The 14,326-nt window shown below is 54.5% G+C and carries 17 protein-coding genes; all 17 read left to right on the top strand.

Translation table 11 applies throughout. The features are described 5' to 3' along the window. The first annotated feature begins 51 nt into the window (after positions 1-51). Positions 52-1,353 (top strand): sugar ABC transporter permease, encoded by a 1,302-nt coding sequence (locus BCV73_RS26900; RefSeq protein ID WP_076172722.1) that lies wholly within the window; start codon positions 52-54, stop codon positions 1,351-1,353. Beyond that, on the top strand, positions 1,350-2,195 hold the full coding sequence (locus BCV73_RS26895; protein ID WP_076172723.1) for a sugar ABC transporter permease: 846 nt from the start codon (positions 1,350-1,352) through the stop codon (positions 2,193-2,195). Before BCV73_RS26900 ends, BCV73_RS26895 begins: the two co-directional genes overlap by 4 nt. Before the next feature lie 278 nt (positions 2,196-2,473). Next, complete coding sequence (locus tag BCV73_RS26890; RefSeq protein ID WP_076172724.1) at positions 2,474-2,680, top strand: hypothetical protein; 207 nt, start codon at positions 2,474-2,476, stop codon at positions 2,678-2,680. 271 nt (positions 2,681-2,951) lie between these two features. Further along, positions 2,952-3,581, top strand: coding sequence for a hypothetical protein (locus BCV73_RS26885; RefSeq protein WP_089549204.1), 630 nt, complete (start codon positions 2,952-2,954; stop codon positions 3,579-3,581). Then, on the top strand, positions 3,571-4,119 hold the full coding sequence (locus BCV73_RS26880) for an accessory gene regulator ArgB-like protein (RefSeq protein WP_256993011.1): 549 nt from the start codon (positions 3,571-3,573) through the stop codon (positions 4,117-4,119). Before BCV73_RS26885 ends, BCV73_RS26880 begins: the two co-directional genes overlap by 11 nt. Next, positions 4,097-4,237: an AgrD family cyclic lactone autoinducer peptide gene (locus tag BCV73_RS26875; protein WP_089549203.1), complete on the top strand. Its 141-nt coding sequence runs from the start codon at positions 4,097-4,099 to the stop codon at positions 4,235-4,237. The genes BCV73_RS26880 and BCV73_RS26875 overlap by 23 nt, the downstream gene beginning before the upstream one ends. Before the next feature lie 19 nt (positions 4,238-4,256). Beyond that, the gene (locus BCV73_RS26870) at positions 4,257-4,634 is read left to right on the top strand and encodes a LytTR family transcriptional regulator (RefSeq protein WP_163880297.1); all 378 of its coding nucleotides are present in this window, start codon (positions 4,257-4,259) and stop codon (positions 4,632-4,634) included. Positions 4,635-4,788: 154 nt separating this feature from the next. Continuing rightward, the gene (locus BCV73_RS26865) at positions 4,789-5,433 is read left to right on the top strand and encodes a TetR/AcrR family transcriptional regulator (protein ID WP_089549201.1); all 645 of its coding nucleotides are present in this window, start codon (positions 4,789-4,791) and stop codon (positions 5,431-5,433) included. Positions 5,434-5,466: 33 nt separating this feature from the next. Beyond that, complete coding sequence (locus BCV73_RS26860; RefSeq protein ID WP_089549200.1) at positions 5,467-6,330, top strand: transporter substrate-binding domain-containing protein; 864 nt, start codon at positions 5,467-5,469, stop codon at positions 6,328-6,330. A 35-nt stretch (positions 6,331-6,365) separates the two neighbouring features. After that, positions 6,366-7,010 carry an amino acid ABC transporter permease gene (locus BCV73_RS26855; protein ID WP_089549199.1) on the top strand — a complete coding sequence of 215 codons (645 nt, stop codon included), beginning with the start codon at positions 6,366-6,368 and terminating at the stop codon, positions 7,008-7,010. Between the two features lie 13 nt (positions 7,011-7,023). Then, positions 7,024-7,776 (top strand): amino acid ABC transporter ATP-binding protein, encoded by a 753-nt coding sequence (locus BCV73_RS26850; protein ID WP_089549198.1) that lies wholly within the window; start codon positions 7,024-7,026, stop codon positions 7,774-7,776. Between the two features lie 85 nt (positions 7,777-7,861). Continuing rightward, positions 7,862-9,076 (top strand): M24 family metallopeptidase, encoded by a 1,215-nt coding sequence (locus BCV73_RS26845; protein WP_089550418.1) that lies wholly within the window; start codon positions 7,862-7,864, stop codon positions 9,074-9,076. Positions 9,077-9,307: 231 nt separating this feature from the next. Beyond that, positions 9,308-9,514 (top strand): sporulation histidine kinase inhibitor Sda, encoded by a 207-nt coding sequence (gene sda / locus BCV73_RS26840; protein ID WP_089549197.1) that lies wholly within the window; start codon positions 9,308-9,310, stop codon positions 9,512-9,514. 321 nt (positions 9,515-9,835) lie between these two features. Beyond that, on the top strand, positions 9,836-10,537 hold the full coding sequence (locus BCV73_RS26835) for a response regulator transcription factor (RefSeq protein WP_076172731.1): 702 nt from the start codon (positions 9,836-9,838) through the stop codon (positions 10,535-10,537). Then, positions 10,534-11,523 carry a sensor histidine kinase gene (locus tag BCV73_RS26830; protein WP_089549196.1) on the top strand — a complete coding sequence of 330 codons (990 nt, stop codon included), beginning with the start codon at positions 10,534-10,536 and terminating at the stop codon, positions 11,521-11,523. Before BCV73_RS26835 ends, BCV73_RS26830 begins: the two co-directional genes overlap by 4 nt. Before the next feature lie 90 nt (positions 11,524-11,613). After that, entirely contained in the window at positions 11,614-12,384 is a 771-nt protein-coding gene (locus BCV73_RS26825; protein ID WP_089549195.1) for an ABC transporter ATP-binding protein, read from the top strand. Then, positions 12,359-14,308, top strand: a complete 1,950-nt coding sequence (locus BCV73_RS26820; RefSeq protein WP_089549194.1) for an ABC transporter permease — start codon at positions 12,359-12,361, stop codon at positions 14,306-14,308. The genes BCV73_RS26825 and BCV73_RS26820 overlap by 26 nt, the downstream gene beginning before the upstream one ends. The last annotated feature ends 18 nt before the right edge of the window (positions 14,309-14,326 follow it).

The following is a 14,326-nucleotide window of genomic DNA, read 5'->3' as shown; positions in this document are numbered from 1 at the left end:
GTACCCTCCGGGGGTGCTTCCGTTGACCCGGGGAGAGGAGAAGAGGATACGATGAACAGGCTCCGCGGCAAAGCCGCTTTACTGTCGATTATCAGCATGGGATTGGGACAAATCTATAACCGCCAATGGATCAAAGGCATCTTGTTCCTGCTGATCGAGGCTTTTGGCATTTACTACTTCATCAACAATTTGGGAAGAGCGCTTTGGGGGATTACGTCGCTCGGGGATACGCCGCGTCTGCTCGTGAAAGGCAAGTGGATCGATGGCGACCACTCCATCTTTATCATGATTCAAAGCTTGATCACGCTGCTGTTTCTGCTGATCTTTATCGTCGTATATGTCATGAACGTCAGAGACGCGTACCATACGGCGATCAAACGGGAAAACGGGCAAGTCCCGAACAGTTTCGCCAAATCCATTAAATTTGTGATGGATTATAAATTCGCCCAAGCCTTTTTGACGCTGCCGGCGCTCGGCATCTTGTTCTTTACGATCATGCCGATCCTGTTTATGATCATGCTGGCTTTTACGAACTATTCCGCACCGAACCATATCCCTCCGGCGAAGCTGGTGGACTGGGTCGGATTCCAGACCTTCAAAGATCTGGTGTCGCTGAAAACCTGGAGCCATACGTTTTTCGGCGTATTAACTTGGACCATTATCTGGGCGGTTCTGTCCACGGCGACCACGTATTTGGGCGGCCTGCTCGTTGCGCTTTTAATCAACCAGCAGGGCATCAAATTCAAGGGCATGTGGCGGACGATCCTGGTTATCCCTTATGCCATTCCGCAGCTGATTTCGCTGCTCGTCATGAGGAATATGTTTAACGGCCAGTTCGGGCCGATCAACCAGTACCTCGGCTACTTCGGGCTCGGCGGTCTTCCTTGGCTGACCGATCCGTTCTGGGCCAAGGTGACGGTTATTCTCGTCAACATGTGGGTGGGCATTCCGGTCTCGATGATTCTGATCATGGGCGTGCTTACGACCATTCCGAAGGACATGTACGAAGCGGCTGAAGTCGACGGGGCAAGCGCGTATCAGAAGTTTCGCATCGTTACGCTGCCGATGATCCTCTTCTCGACGGCACCGACACTGATCATGCAGTTTGCCGGAAACATCAACAACTTCAACATGATTTTCCTGCTGACAAACGGGAACCCGGTGGTCGGAGACTACCAGTATGCGGGAGCGACGGACCTTCTCGTGACCTGGCTGTACAAACTGACGCTGGATCAGAACAAATACAATATGGCGTCGGCCGTCGGCATCATTATCTTCCTGATTATCGCCATATTCTCCATCTACAATTACCGGCGGACCAAATCATTTAAAGAGGAGGATATGATCCAATGAGCGGACGTCAAGGCAGAAAAGCAGTTCGGCTGACGGTCAGCTACATCATTCTCATCATCATGGCCATCGGCTCGATCTATCCGGCCCTCTGGGTCATTCTCGGCTCCTTCCGCCCGGGAAAATCGCTCTACAGCAAGACGCTCCTTCCGGAAGCGTTCACGCTGGACCATTATCGGGAGCTGTTTACGTCCAGCAGCATTTTGTTTGGCCAGTGGTACATGAACACCCTGAAAATCGCCGTGTGCTCGATGATCATCGGCGTCTTCCTGACCCTGCTCACGAGCTATGCGGTATCGCGTTTCCGCTTCAAGTGGCGCAAGACGGCTTTGTCGACCGTGCTCATCCTCGGCATGTTCCCGGGATTCATGAGCATGATCGCGATTTACCTGCTGCTGAAGGAGTGGCATTTGCTGGATACGCATCTTGCGCTAATTATCGTGTATGCGGCGGGAGCCCCGCTAGGCGGCACCTTTATCGCCAAGGGCTTTCTTGACACGATCCCGCGGACGCTGGACGAGGCGGCAAAGATCGACGGAGCGAGCAACTGGACGATTTTCAGCCGCATTATTCTGCCGCTGTCCCGGCCGATGCTGACCTATATGGCGCTGACGCAGTTTGTCGGCCCATGGGTGGACTACATCTTTGCCCGCCTCGTGCTGCGGACGAAAGAAAATTGGACGCTGGCGGTTGGATTGTTCGACATGGTCAGCACAAATCAGAATACGAACTTTACCACCTTCGCCGCAGGGGCGGTTCTGATCGCGGTGCCGATCACGATCCTCTTTATTTTCCTGCAGCGCCTGCTGGTAGACGGTTTAACATCGGGAGCGAGCAAAGGGTAAGCAGGGTGTGGAGGCTTCTCCCCCACGGGCGATCTGCCTGACGGGTTGGTTTTTTGGAACAAAAGAAAAACAGAAAGGCACAGCTTTCGCATCATGCATGCAGGCTGTGCCTTTTTATTTGGAGGCTGGCTGTAGCTCCAGAGTGCACCGGGTCCAATTCACGTACAATCAGGAAAGGTTTCCCTTGGATAAAAAGTACCGGATGGGGAGGGATTCGCATTCATATGAAGTATATGTTATAGAGGTGAAAAGAAATAGATCGAAGGGAGTTTACCTATATGAATCAATCATGTTTCGAAGACCGGATTTACTGTATGGGATGCGGCAAGCTCGTGAAGGAGCACCGGGCCAGACAGGTGCTGAAGACCGGATACTATATGCACACCCACCGGCTGGCGGCGGGATGCGATGAGTGCGGAGCGCATTACGTGGATTTGCTGCCGGATGAGACGGGCTCCAGAGCGGCAAGCTACCACCCTTTTTGAAAGCGTATTCAAATAAAAAGGGTTTGTGTCGATTTAACCGGGAATATGTCGTAAAAAAATTCGCTAAAACATAAAATTCCATCTTTCGTTTTTATCGACAACGTCGTATGTTTATAGTAAGTAGAAAATTCCAATTTATAAAATATATTAGGGAAGCGAAATGCACCGGGGAAGTCCCTCGGCGTATGGATGCTGGCCGCCGCCTGTGAACCGTGAGAATAACGGAAGAAAAGTCAAACATAGGAATGGTACGGTAGTAGGAGGAAGTTAGGTGGAAGCTCTCGGCTTCATGTTTTTTTCAACGCTGGAGACATTTGCGATCTATTCGCTGACGATGTCGCTGTTTAGGTTCAAAACCTCGGATTACTTGTGGCAGGCTCTGTGTGTCACGCTGCTGGCGAATGTGCAGAGCTATGTGATGAGGGACGAGCTGTCGCTGTCGTTTTCAGCACCGTTAATCACGATTCTGATTTACATTCTGCTGTATACGACCGTGATGAAGATCCCTCTGGCCTGGTCGGCCATCTGCACAATTCTGGGTTATGCGCTGTATGCGCTCATCCAGACCGTCTATGTGCTCTGGTTGTTCGGATCGGTTCAGGAAGCCAGCGCCACGGACGTTAACTCTTACAGCTTGCAGGTCGTCTCGGCGTTAACGGGACTTGGGGTATCGTGGCTCATGTACAAGTTTGGGATCGGGTTCGCCTTTGACTTTGAGAGGCTGCGCTTCAAGAAAGAGCACATCGTGCTGGTGCTGCTGATTATGGTCACGCTCGTCTCGGTGGAATTTATTTTCTATTACAACAAGGTATGGATCAACGTTCTGTTTTTCGCCTGCACGTTCGGCCTCTTTTTGTATTACACCATCCGCAAGGAGGAGGAGGATATCCATGCTGATTGAAACGGCCGCCGTACGAATCGCTGAAGGGATCAAGCGGCAGGTTCCGGATCATAAATCCTCGGTGAACATCCTCAAACATGCGATTGCCGTCATTCTGAACGTGGTGTTGATCATCGCCCTCACGCTGGTGATCGCGTTCTTCACAGGGTATATGGACCGCGCGGCGACAGCGCTGATCGGATTTGCGCTGCTGCGCCAATTCACGGGCGGTATTCATCTGAAAACCGGGGAATGGTGCGTGCTTGTCACCACCGCCTTGTTCACCCTGGTGTCGTTCATCGAGCTGTCCGCCTTCTATGTTCAAGTACTGAACGTTCTCAGCATGGTGCTTGTGGCTGTATTTGCTCCGTGCAAAATCGAAAAGCAATCCAGAATACCTCGCAGGCATTACTCCAAACTGCGGGTGATCGGAGTCCTCATTGTACTGGCCAACGTCCTGATCCAGTCGCAGACGCTTGCCGTCGTCTTCTTCGTCCAAGCCCTCAGCCTGATCCACCGAAAGGAGGTGAAACGCCATGTCACTGATCAGCAAAGTTAAGCACAGCACATTCACAGCCATTGCTTCGGCATTAACGCTGGTAGCTGTGTATCTCGTAAGTGTTGCCAGTCCTGTGTATATTTACAGCGGTGAGACGCCAGAGGAACTGCTGAAGTGAAATGGAGGAGCTGATTCAGATGCAATATCTTACGGTTTCACGAGATATTGAAGGGGAATCAGGCATCGTCAATCTTCGGGTACACGATATTTTGTTCATGGAATTCAGCATTCCGGCAGACCGGGTTGTCGTTCATACGATGGAAGAGCAGTTTTATATGAACGGCACGCTTAAATACTGGTCCGGCATGCTGAGCGCGAGCGGGTATACGTTTCGCAACGTAGACCGGAACCTCGTCAACGTGGACAGAATTATGCTGATCGACAGCGTGTACAAGAAGGCGTATTTTGAGCCGGAAATCCATAAAGGCTCCAAATGCTGCACCATGGCGTTTAAAAGGTACAACAAGATTAAAGAGGAGCTATTAGCCTATAACCCGGGAATATTGATCGTCTGAAAGGAGCTGCGCTAAGCAGCTCTTTTTTTGCTTCTTCAACGCTTCTCAATAGGCGCAGAGCTGCTGGCGAGGAAGAAATTACGCTTGACCCCAAAGGCTTCATATACTATAGTAAACCCATCGGAATTAAATTAACTGACTCGTCAGTCAAGTGATGAAAGGGGTCCTGATTCTGCCATCGCAAACTAATGAAGAACCGCAGCGCGAGCAGGAGCTGAGGCAGGCCGCCCTCGAGCTGTTTGCACGCAAAGGTTACCATAATACAAAGATATCGGAAGTGGTGAAGGCGGCCGGCGTCTCGCAGGGGACGTTCTACTGGTATTTTGACGGGAAAGAGCAGATGGCCATCCGTTTGGTGGAGAACGGTCGGGACAGGCTGGTCGAGGTCATTGAACAGGGATACCGCAAGCATGCGGGATCTGTAGACGACATGGTGAATTCCTCAGCCAACCTGCTGACCAACCTGTTCGAGTTTGCCAATGAAAACCGGAATTTGATGGCCTTTCTGCTGATCAAGGGGCAGGGCGCCGATCCCAAGGTCCGTTCGGCGGTATCGGAAGTGTGGATCGCCTTTGAAGAGGCCTTTAAGAAAAATGTGCTTCGCGCTATTGAGTTGGGTATGCTGCCGCAGTTTACGGACGTTTCGCTGCGCGTGAACATTCTCGTGTCGCTCATCACAGGCGTTTTGACCAAATGGTTGTTCGGTCCGCTGCATGACGTGGACTACGAGCCGGTGTACACCGCCGCGCAGATTGCCGAAGAAACGGCCCGGTTCGAGTTCCGCGGGCTGCTCGGTTAAATATTAGAACCTATTCTAAGGGGGATTATAGAAATGAAGTTTAGAGTCAAATCACTATTTATGTCGCTGTCGCTGATCGCCGTTATCGCTTTGGTACTGGCCGGCTGCGGCAAAGATTCGGCGTCATCGGGCAGCAATGCTTCCGGTGGAAGCGGCAATCAGGCGTCTTCGTCGGCTGGCAATCTGCTTGAGCAGGTCAAGAAGAACGGAAAAATCAAGGTAGGTTTGATGGGTACGTATGCCCCGTATAACTTCTTGAACGACAAGAAGGAAGTAGACGGATACGACGCCGACATCGCCAAAGCGATCGCCAAGAAGCTCGGGGTTGAGGCTGAGTTCATTACCGGCGAATTTTCGGGCCTGATCGAGGGTCTGCAGCAGGGTAAATACGACGTGCTGATCAGCCAGGTGACGATCACGGATGACCGGAAGAAAACGATGGACTTCTCGGAGCCTTACATCAAGAACTCTGTGAATGTGGTCGTGAAGAGTGACAACGATACGATCAAGTCGATCGACGATTTTAAAGGCAAGAAGATCGGTGTCGGACTTGGCACCAATGACGAGAAATACCTGCGCGACGAAGCGATGCCGAAAGTCGGCAAGTTCGAAATCGCGACATACAACGACGTCATTTCGTCTCTGATGGATTTGAACACAGGCCGGATTGACGCAACGATCAACAACATGTTCGCCCTGAAGCCTCTTATCGACCAGAACCATCTGAAGATTAAAGCGGTCGGCGATTCCATCAAGGACGATTATGCCGGTGTCGCGATGCGCAAGAACAATCCGGAACTGCTGGATGCAATCAACAAAGCGCTGGACGAAATGAAGACCGACGGAACGCTGAAGGAAATCCACCAAAAATGGTTTGGCGTCGATCCAAGCTTCTAAGTTATGAGTCTTACAGCTGTGGGAGGCCGTTTTAAATGAAATTGGTAATGGATAATTTGGGTTTTCTGTTTACGGGAGCCTACTACACCCTGCTCATCACGATCGTCTCCATGTTTTTTGGGTTGTTTATCGGACTGTTCACAGCCATCGCCCGGTTAAAAGGAAACCGGCTGATCGCCGGCATCGCCAGGGTATATGTGTCCATCATCCGCGGAACCCCGATTATCGTGCAAATCTTCATCATTTACTACGGCTTGCCCGATTACGGGATTGCACTGCAGCCGATGACGGCCGCCTATATTTCGCTTAGCATTAATATTGGTGCGTATTTGTCTGAGACTATCCGCGGGGCGATCTTGTCCGTGGATAAAGGGCAGACCGAAGCGGCGCTGTCTCTGGGGCTGACGCCATGGCAGACGTTGCGCAAGGTCGTTCTGCCCCAGGCGGCCCGGACGGCGATTCCGCCGATGGGCAATACGTTCATCGGGATGCTTAAGGAAACATCGCTGGTGTCCATCGTTACGGTGACGGAGCTGCTGCGTTCGGCGCAGCTGCTGATCGCCCAGTATTACGTGGCGATGCCGTTCTACCTTGCTATCGCCGTCATGTACTGGGTGATGAGCACAGGCTTTTCGGCGATTTTGAACGTCATTGAGCGGAAGCTGTCCAAGGCTTATTAAGGAGGGAGAAGGCATGATCGAAGTCAGCCATTTAAGCAAAAGCTTCGGATCGTTATCGGTTCTGAAGGATGTGAGCCTGAACATTCGGCAGGGCGAAATCGTGGTGCTCCTGGGACCCAGCGGCTCGGGCAAAAGTACCTTGCTCCGGTGCCTGAACGGCCTGGAGCAGGCTGATGCCGGCTCGGTCCGCATCGACAGCGTCCACATCGAAGCTGCGATGCGCGCCAAAGAGCGAAAAAAGGCGGTCCACGAGCTGCGCAGCCTGACGGGCATGGTGTTTCAGTCGTTCAATCTGTTCCCTCATCTCACCGTCCTGGACAATGTGATCATGGCCCCGATGACGGTGAAAAATATGCCAAAGGAGCAGGCGGTTGAAATTGCCGAAAAGCTGCTTGGCAAAGTCGGTCTAGCAGAGAAGAGGGACGAGTATCCTTCGCGGCTGTCCGGTGGGCAGCAGCAGCGGGTGGCGATCGCCCGCGCTTTGGCGATGGAGCCGAAGATCATGCTGTTCGACGAGCCGACATCGGCGCTGGATCCGGAGCTGACCGGCGAGGTGCTGCAGGTGATGCGGCAGCTGGCGGAGGAAGGAATGACGATGGTCGTCGTTACGCATGAGATGAAATTCGCGCAGGAAGTGGCGAATCGGATCGTCTTTATGAGCGAAGGCATCATTCAGGAAGAAGGGGCGCCGGAGCATTTCTTTGCCGGACCGAAGACGGAACGGGCGCGCAAGTTCCTTCGCCAGATGGCGCAGGAGCCGGTCTAAGGCTGGAATATAAACGATGATACACGGACTTAAGAACGGAAATACGGAGACAGGACAGCCTGATCCGAAGGAGTTGAAGCGCAGCATGAATGATCATCAGCAGCATCTGGACATGATTTCGGAGCGGGTACGGCGGATCATGGACAGTGAAAATATCGACGCGCTGGTCGCGACCAGCAGCGAAAATTTTTATTATCTCTCAGGGCATCAGAGTGCCTTTATGTATACCCTGCGCATGAGTGAGGTTGGGCTGGCGGTTCATTTCCGCGATCCCGGGCGGAAGGCAGTCGTCATCATGAACGATTTCGAAGCCGCCGGGTTTGCCGGGGATTCCGAGCGGTATGAGGTTCGCACCTACCCTACTTGGGTAGATGTGGATGATCCGCTTCATTTGAAAGGCGGCAGCTATCAAGGGAAGCGGCCGGTGTCCCCGCAGGCGGAGGAGATGTTCGGCGTCCTTCAGCAGGTGCTGGAGGAGTACGGCATCTCCCGGGGGCGAATTGCGGCCGAGCTGGATTTGATGCGGCATTCTTCCGTGATGGCGCTGCGCAAGGCGTGCCCGGACATTTCCGAGCTGGCCGAGGCGGGGCCGATCTTCACGCGGCTGCGGGCGATCAAGACGCCGTGGGAAATTCAGCAGCTGCGCCGGGCATGCGCTTATGCGGAAGCAGGCGTCGAGTATGCGGTCCGCGAAATCGAGCCGGGCGTTTCTGCCGCAGGGATCGTGGATGCGTTCCGGAGATCGCTGATGCGGAATCCGGACGGGTCGACGCCGCGGTTCCATATGATTTCGGTCGGGGACCACTTTGCCCCTGTACAAGTGTTTGATACCCGGCCAAGCCAGCCGGGGGACGTGATCAAGTTTGACGTAGGCGTCGAGGTGGCCGGCTACGGCTCGGACATCGCCCGCACCTTCGTGCTGGGCGAGCCTGCGGATGTCACGAAGCGGATCTATGAGGCGCTCCGGCGCGGGCATGACCGCCTGCTGCAGACGATCGAGCCCGGGATGCCAATGAAAGTGGCATTCCAAGAGGGGATGAGCGTCATCCGTGCGGCGGGGCTGGGCCAGTACAACCGGGGCCATCTGGGGCATAGCGCAGGGCTGAGCCTTGCCGCGGAGGAAGGGCCGTTCATCAGCCCGTCCGAGACGGCGGTTTTTGAGCCGAACATGGTCGTCTGCATCGAGACGCCTTACTACGGCTACGGGATTGGAGCCATCATGATTGAGGATATGCTTCTGATTACGGAGAACGGCGTGGAGCGGCTGAACCGTTTAAGCACGGATTTGGTATCTTTGTAATTAAGCGTAATGGAAGTAAAGTTTTGTCTAATTAGGGATTAATTTGACGAATTGATATTTTTATGGAAAACATTCATCCCGATGAAAGTGCGTTTACAAACCGGCTGACTTGGTTTTAAATAGGGTAAGCCCATTTTCCTCGCAAAATCGGTTACTCATCATTAAGGGTTCCTTTCCTCCTGGAAGATCTCCAGGATTCTTAGGGAACCTTGGAAGATCGGGGGGATTGAAATGCAAATCTTGTCTGATGAACAGCTGCTGGAATGCGTGATGCTGGCCAAGCAGTTGGAACTGGACCCTGAATTTCTGGCCCTGCTGATGTCGGAGCTGCAGCGCCGGGGAATCGAGCTGCAGGATGAGGACGGTGTTCTCCTCCAGGAGGATTATCAGGTATCCGGAAACCGCGAGCTCGATGCAGCCGAAATGTACTTTGCATGATCGGGAGAGTCGTCATGAGACCCATGAGAGTGCCGGTGCAGCACTTGCTTCGGGCTCACCGGTTGAGCACCTGACTGAAGAGAATCAAGGCCTCAGCGATGCTGGACCATTCCATATTCGGTAACAAGATTTTCGCTGCAAGCGGTCTGCTTTCAGTGAATGTATGCAATTGGATCGTTTGAGACAAGGAGCTGCGCCCTTTGGGGCTGCAGCTCCTTTTTTATGGCATTCCAGTCTGGAATTCGGCCCGGCAGTCCGGACATGGTACAATACCAAAGGAGTGAGAAGATACCTTTACTTTTCCAAAGGAGATTTTTCGTCATGTTTAAAATTTTCATTGTCGAAGATGACAAGAAGCTTGTCAGCCTGCTGGAGGAGCATTTGCATAAATTCGAATATGACACGCGTTCCGTGACGGATTTCGCTGCGGTTCTGAGCGACTTCCGGAGCTACGATCCTCACCTGGTGCTGCTCGACATCAATTTGCCGAAATACGACGGATACTATTGGTGCCGGCAAATTCGCGGCCTGTCGACATGCCCGATTATTTTCATATCGGCCCGGGAGGGCAAGATGGACCAGGTGATGGCGCTGGAAAACGGGGCGGACGATTATTTGACCAAGCCGTTCGATTATGAAATCGCCGTGGCCAAAATCAGCAGCCAGCTTCGCCGGGCGTACGGTTCGTATGCCGCATCCCAGCAGACGCGGTCCGTCACGGTCTCAGGGCTTACGCTGGACGTGGACCGGCTCTCTCTGACCTTAAACGGGCAAAAGGTGGAGCTCAGCCATACCGAAGCCAAAATATTAGAGGAACTGCTCACCCGCCAGGAGCAGGTCGTCAGCCGCGACCGGCTGCTGGACCGGATCTGGGACGACCAGTCGTTCGTGGATGACAACACCCTGAACGTCTACGTCACCCGCGTCCGCAAAAAACTGTCGGGGCTCGGCGTGCAGGATGCCGTCCAGACCGTCAGGGGCCAAGGTTACCGGCTGCTTCCAAACTGGGAGGACGAAGCATGAAGCTGTATCTGAGAGACCAAGCCCCGCTTATCGCCCTTTATATTCTGCAATTATTTCTCATCACGCTGGTGTACCGGCTGGACGGGTACCGGAACGCCGAGGTCAGCCTATATGCGGCGCTGCTCAGCAGCTTCCTGTTCGCCGGGTACCTCCTGATCCGGTACTGGCGCAACCGGACCTTCTATGCGCGGCTGTCCGCGCCGTCCCCGACGACGGAGGAGCTGTTGAACAACAAGCAGCAGACTCCCTTGTCCCTGAGCCTGCACCGTCTGATCAAGGGGCAGTACCGCCGCTATCAAACCGAGCTGCAGCAGTATAAGCACAAGCTCGATTCCCATATTCAATTCATCAACCAGTGGGTACATCAGATGAAGACGCCTGTGTCGGTCATCCATCTGATCATTCAGCATCAGGACAAGCCGGAGTTCACCGCGATCGGCGATGAGCTCGACCGGCTTCGGAAGGGGCTGGACATGGTGCTGTACACCGCCCGGCTCGACACGTTCGAAAAGGATTTTTTTGTGGAGGAGTTGGATCTGGAGCGGGTAGTGCGTTCGGTGACGTCCTCACAGCGCCGGCTGTTTATAAGGAGCCGTATCTTTCCTGTCATCGAGTTCGAACGGACGCTTCGGATTACTTCAGACGAGAAGTGGCTGTCCTTTGTCATGACCCAGCTGGTCACGAACGCGGTCCGGTATTCCGCAGGGGAGGAGCACCGGCAAATCCGGTTCCGCGGATACCAGAGCGGCAGCGAGGCGGTTCTGGACATCCAGGACGAGGGCATCGGCATTCCGCAGGGGGATCTGCCGCGCGTGTTCGACCCGTATTTTACCGGTGAGAACGGCCGGTTGTACCAGGAATCGACCGGGATGGGACTGTACCTGGTCAAGCAGATTTGCAGCCGCATGGGACACGGCGTCGAGATCGAATCGGAGGAAGGACGGGGAACGACCGTCCGGATCAGGTTCAAGCTTACAAATGTGTAAGCTAGTGTAATGTTGCGCGATGGCAGGCTGAAGCAGGCACTGCCTATAATAAGCCTATGACAGAAATCAAAGCGGAGGAGCCTGGAGCACGTGACGATTCTGGAAGTGAAGCATTTGTCGAAAATCTATGAAGGCCGCGTACCGCTGCAGGCGCTCGACCATATCCAGTTCGCGGTGACCGAAGGCGAATTCGTGGGTGTGATGGGCCCCTCGGGGAGCGGCAAGACCACGCTGCTCAACGTGATTGCGACCATCGACGAGCCGACGGCCGGCGAAGTCTGGATTAATGGGACCAACCCGCATCAGTTGAGCCGCAAACAGACCGCGCTGTTCCGCAGGCGCGAGCTGGGCTTCGTGTTCCAGCACTTCAACCTGCTCGATACGTTGAGCGTCGGGGAGAACATCGTGCTGTCCCTGTCGCTGGACGGGGTGCCCGTACGGGAGATGGAGCGCAGGCTGGAGGAAGTGGCGGAGAAGCTCGGCATTCGCGGGATTCTGGACAAGCGCACCTACGAGATTTCGGGGGGACAGATGCAGCGGACGGCCATCGCACGTGCGCTGATCCACCGGCCTTCGCTGATTCTGGCGGATGAGCCGACGGGCAATCTCGACTCCAAGGCGTCCAAGGACGTCATGGAGACGCTGGATCAGATGAACCGGCAGGAGCAGGCGACGGTGCTGATGGTGACCCATGATCCGGTCGCGGCGAGCTTCTGCCACCGGGTCATTTTTATCAAGGACGGCAAATTCTATAACGAAATCTATCAGGGCAGCAACCGGCAGGCGTTTTTCCAGAAAATCATCGACATGCTGTCGCTGCTGGGGGGAGACAGCCGTGTCCTTTCTACAGTTCGTTTATAGAAACGTCGCCCGCAGCAAGCGGACCTATGCGGCTTATTTCCTCAGCAGCGCCTTCTCGGTCATGATCTTCTTCATCTGCGCCCTGTTCCTGTTCAGCCCCTATATCCGCGGGCAGCTGATCTATCCGATCGTAATGCAGACGATGATCACCGCCGAATGCATCATGTATCTGTTCTCCTTTTTCTTCGTGCTGTATTCGGTAGGCTCCTTTCTGACCTCGCGGAAGCGGGAGATCGGAATCCTGCTGATGCACGGGATGACCAAGGGACAGTTGAACCGGATGGTCCTGATGGAGAACATGCTGATCGGCCTCGGGGCTATCCTGACCGGTATGGCCGCCGGCCTAATCACCGGCAAGCTCTTTTTGATGATCGGTTCCCGTGCCTTTGGCATGGCCCCGATTCCGTTTTACTTGCCTTGGCAGGCGCTGGCGATGACAGCGGGCGCATTCGTACTGCTGTTCCTGCTGATTTCGGTCTGCACCTCCGTCATGCTCCGGAACCGGACGCTCATCGAGCTGTTTCAGTCCGGACAAAGGCCGAAGACGCCGCCGCGGACGTCCGGCATCCAGTCGCTGCTGGCGGCCGTGCTGCTGCTCGCATCCTATGCATTGGCCGCGACGACCACGGTGAATACGATCTACATCCGCATGCTACCGGTCGTCATCATGACCATCGCCGGCACGTATTTCCTGTACACCCAGCTTGGCGTATGGGTCGTCCGGCTGCTGCAGAAGCGGAGGCTCTTTTTCTGGAAAAAGACGAATATCGTGACGGTCTCCAATCTGGCGTACCGGCTCAAAGACAACGCGAACATGCTTTTCATGGTGACGATCATTTCGACGGTCTCGTTCTGTGCTGTCGGCGTGTTTGCTTCCATTAATACGCTCTCCGGCCAGTTTCGGGAGGACTACCCGGCAGCGGTCAGCTATCTGTCCAAGGGAGGAAATTCTCTCGAAGCGCAGCATGTGCAGCAGCTTGAGGACGAACTTCGCGCGAAGGGGCTCAGTCCAGCGATCGTCAGCTTTCCGGTCAAAAACATCCAGGTCGGCCTGCCAGCCGGTGAAGGGGACCGCGCGCTGCTTCCGGTCATCTCTTATTCCAGCTACAAGCAGGCGGTGGAAGCCGCCGGGAACAGCGACCTGGAGAAGCCGCTGGAGGGCATTGACGCCTTGGTGATGATCAGTTCCGAGCGCGACCGTACCTACACCCGGATCCGGGAGATGGAGGTCTATACGCTGGCGGAAGAGAGGCTGCAAATCCGGGAGATCGGGTACACGTCGCGGGTACCCGTGCCTGAGCATGTCCTGCGGGAGATGAAATGGAAGCGGGAGGGCGATTTCAGCGGCCTCGTCGTCAGCGACCGCCTGTTTGACCGTCTGACGTCTCCCGTGTCAGTGGACCGGTATACCGGATTCTACGTGGACGATTTCGAGCGTACGCTGGGCCTTGGAGAGCGGCTCGCGCCGCGCGGCGAAGTCCGGTATGACGCCGGACAGCCGTACGCGATGACGGTGAGCGGCACGCTGTATGTGACGCAAATGACGTCTTACCGGGCGATGCTGTTTGCAGCGCTGCTGGTGGGGACGGTGTTTTTTATCGCAGCGGGCAGCTTCTTGTATTTCCGCCTCTATGCGGACCTGGACTACGACCGGCGCCAATACGACACGATCGCCAAGATGGGACTGACGGACCGGGAGCTGAACCGGATCGTGACCGGACAGCTCGCGATGCTCTTTTTCGTGCCGATATTACTAGCCGCTCTCCACAGTATTTTCGCTTTCATGGCGCTGCAGAGCTTCTATTATCTCTCCATCGCATGGGAAATGGGCGCGGTGCTGGCGTGCTTCGTTACGGCCCAGGTGGCGTATTTTTTCTTCATCCGTTACAACTATTTGCGGAACGTAAGAAAGACCCTGATTTAACGCAGGGCTTCACTATAA

The organism is Paenibacillus sp. SSG-1 (genome assembly GCF_002224835.1).
Classification (GTDB): domain Bacteria; phylum Bacillota; class Bacilli; order Paenibacillales; family Paenibacillaceae; genus Paenibacillus_AQ; species Paenibacillus_AQ favisporus.
The sequence above is the reverse complement of the archived record's forward strand: the minus strand, read 5'-3'. Positions and strand labels throughout refer to the sequence as shown.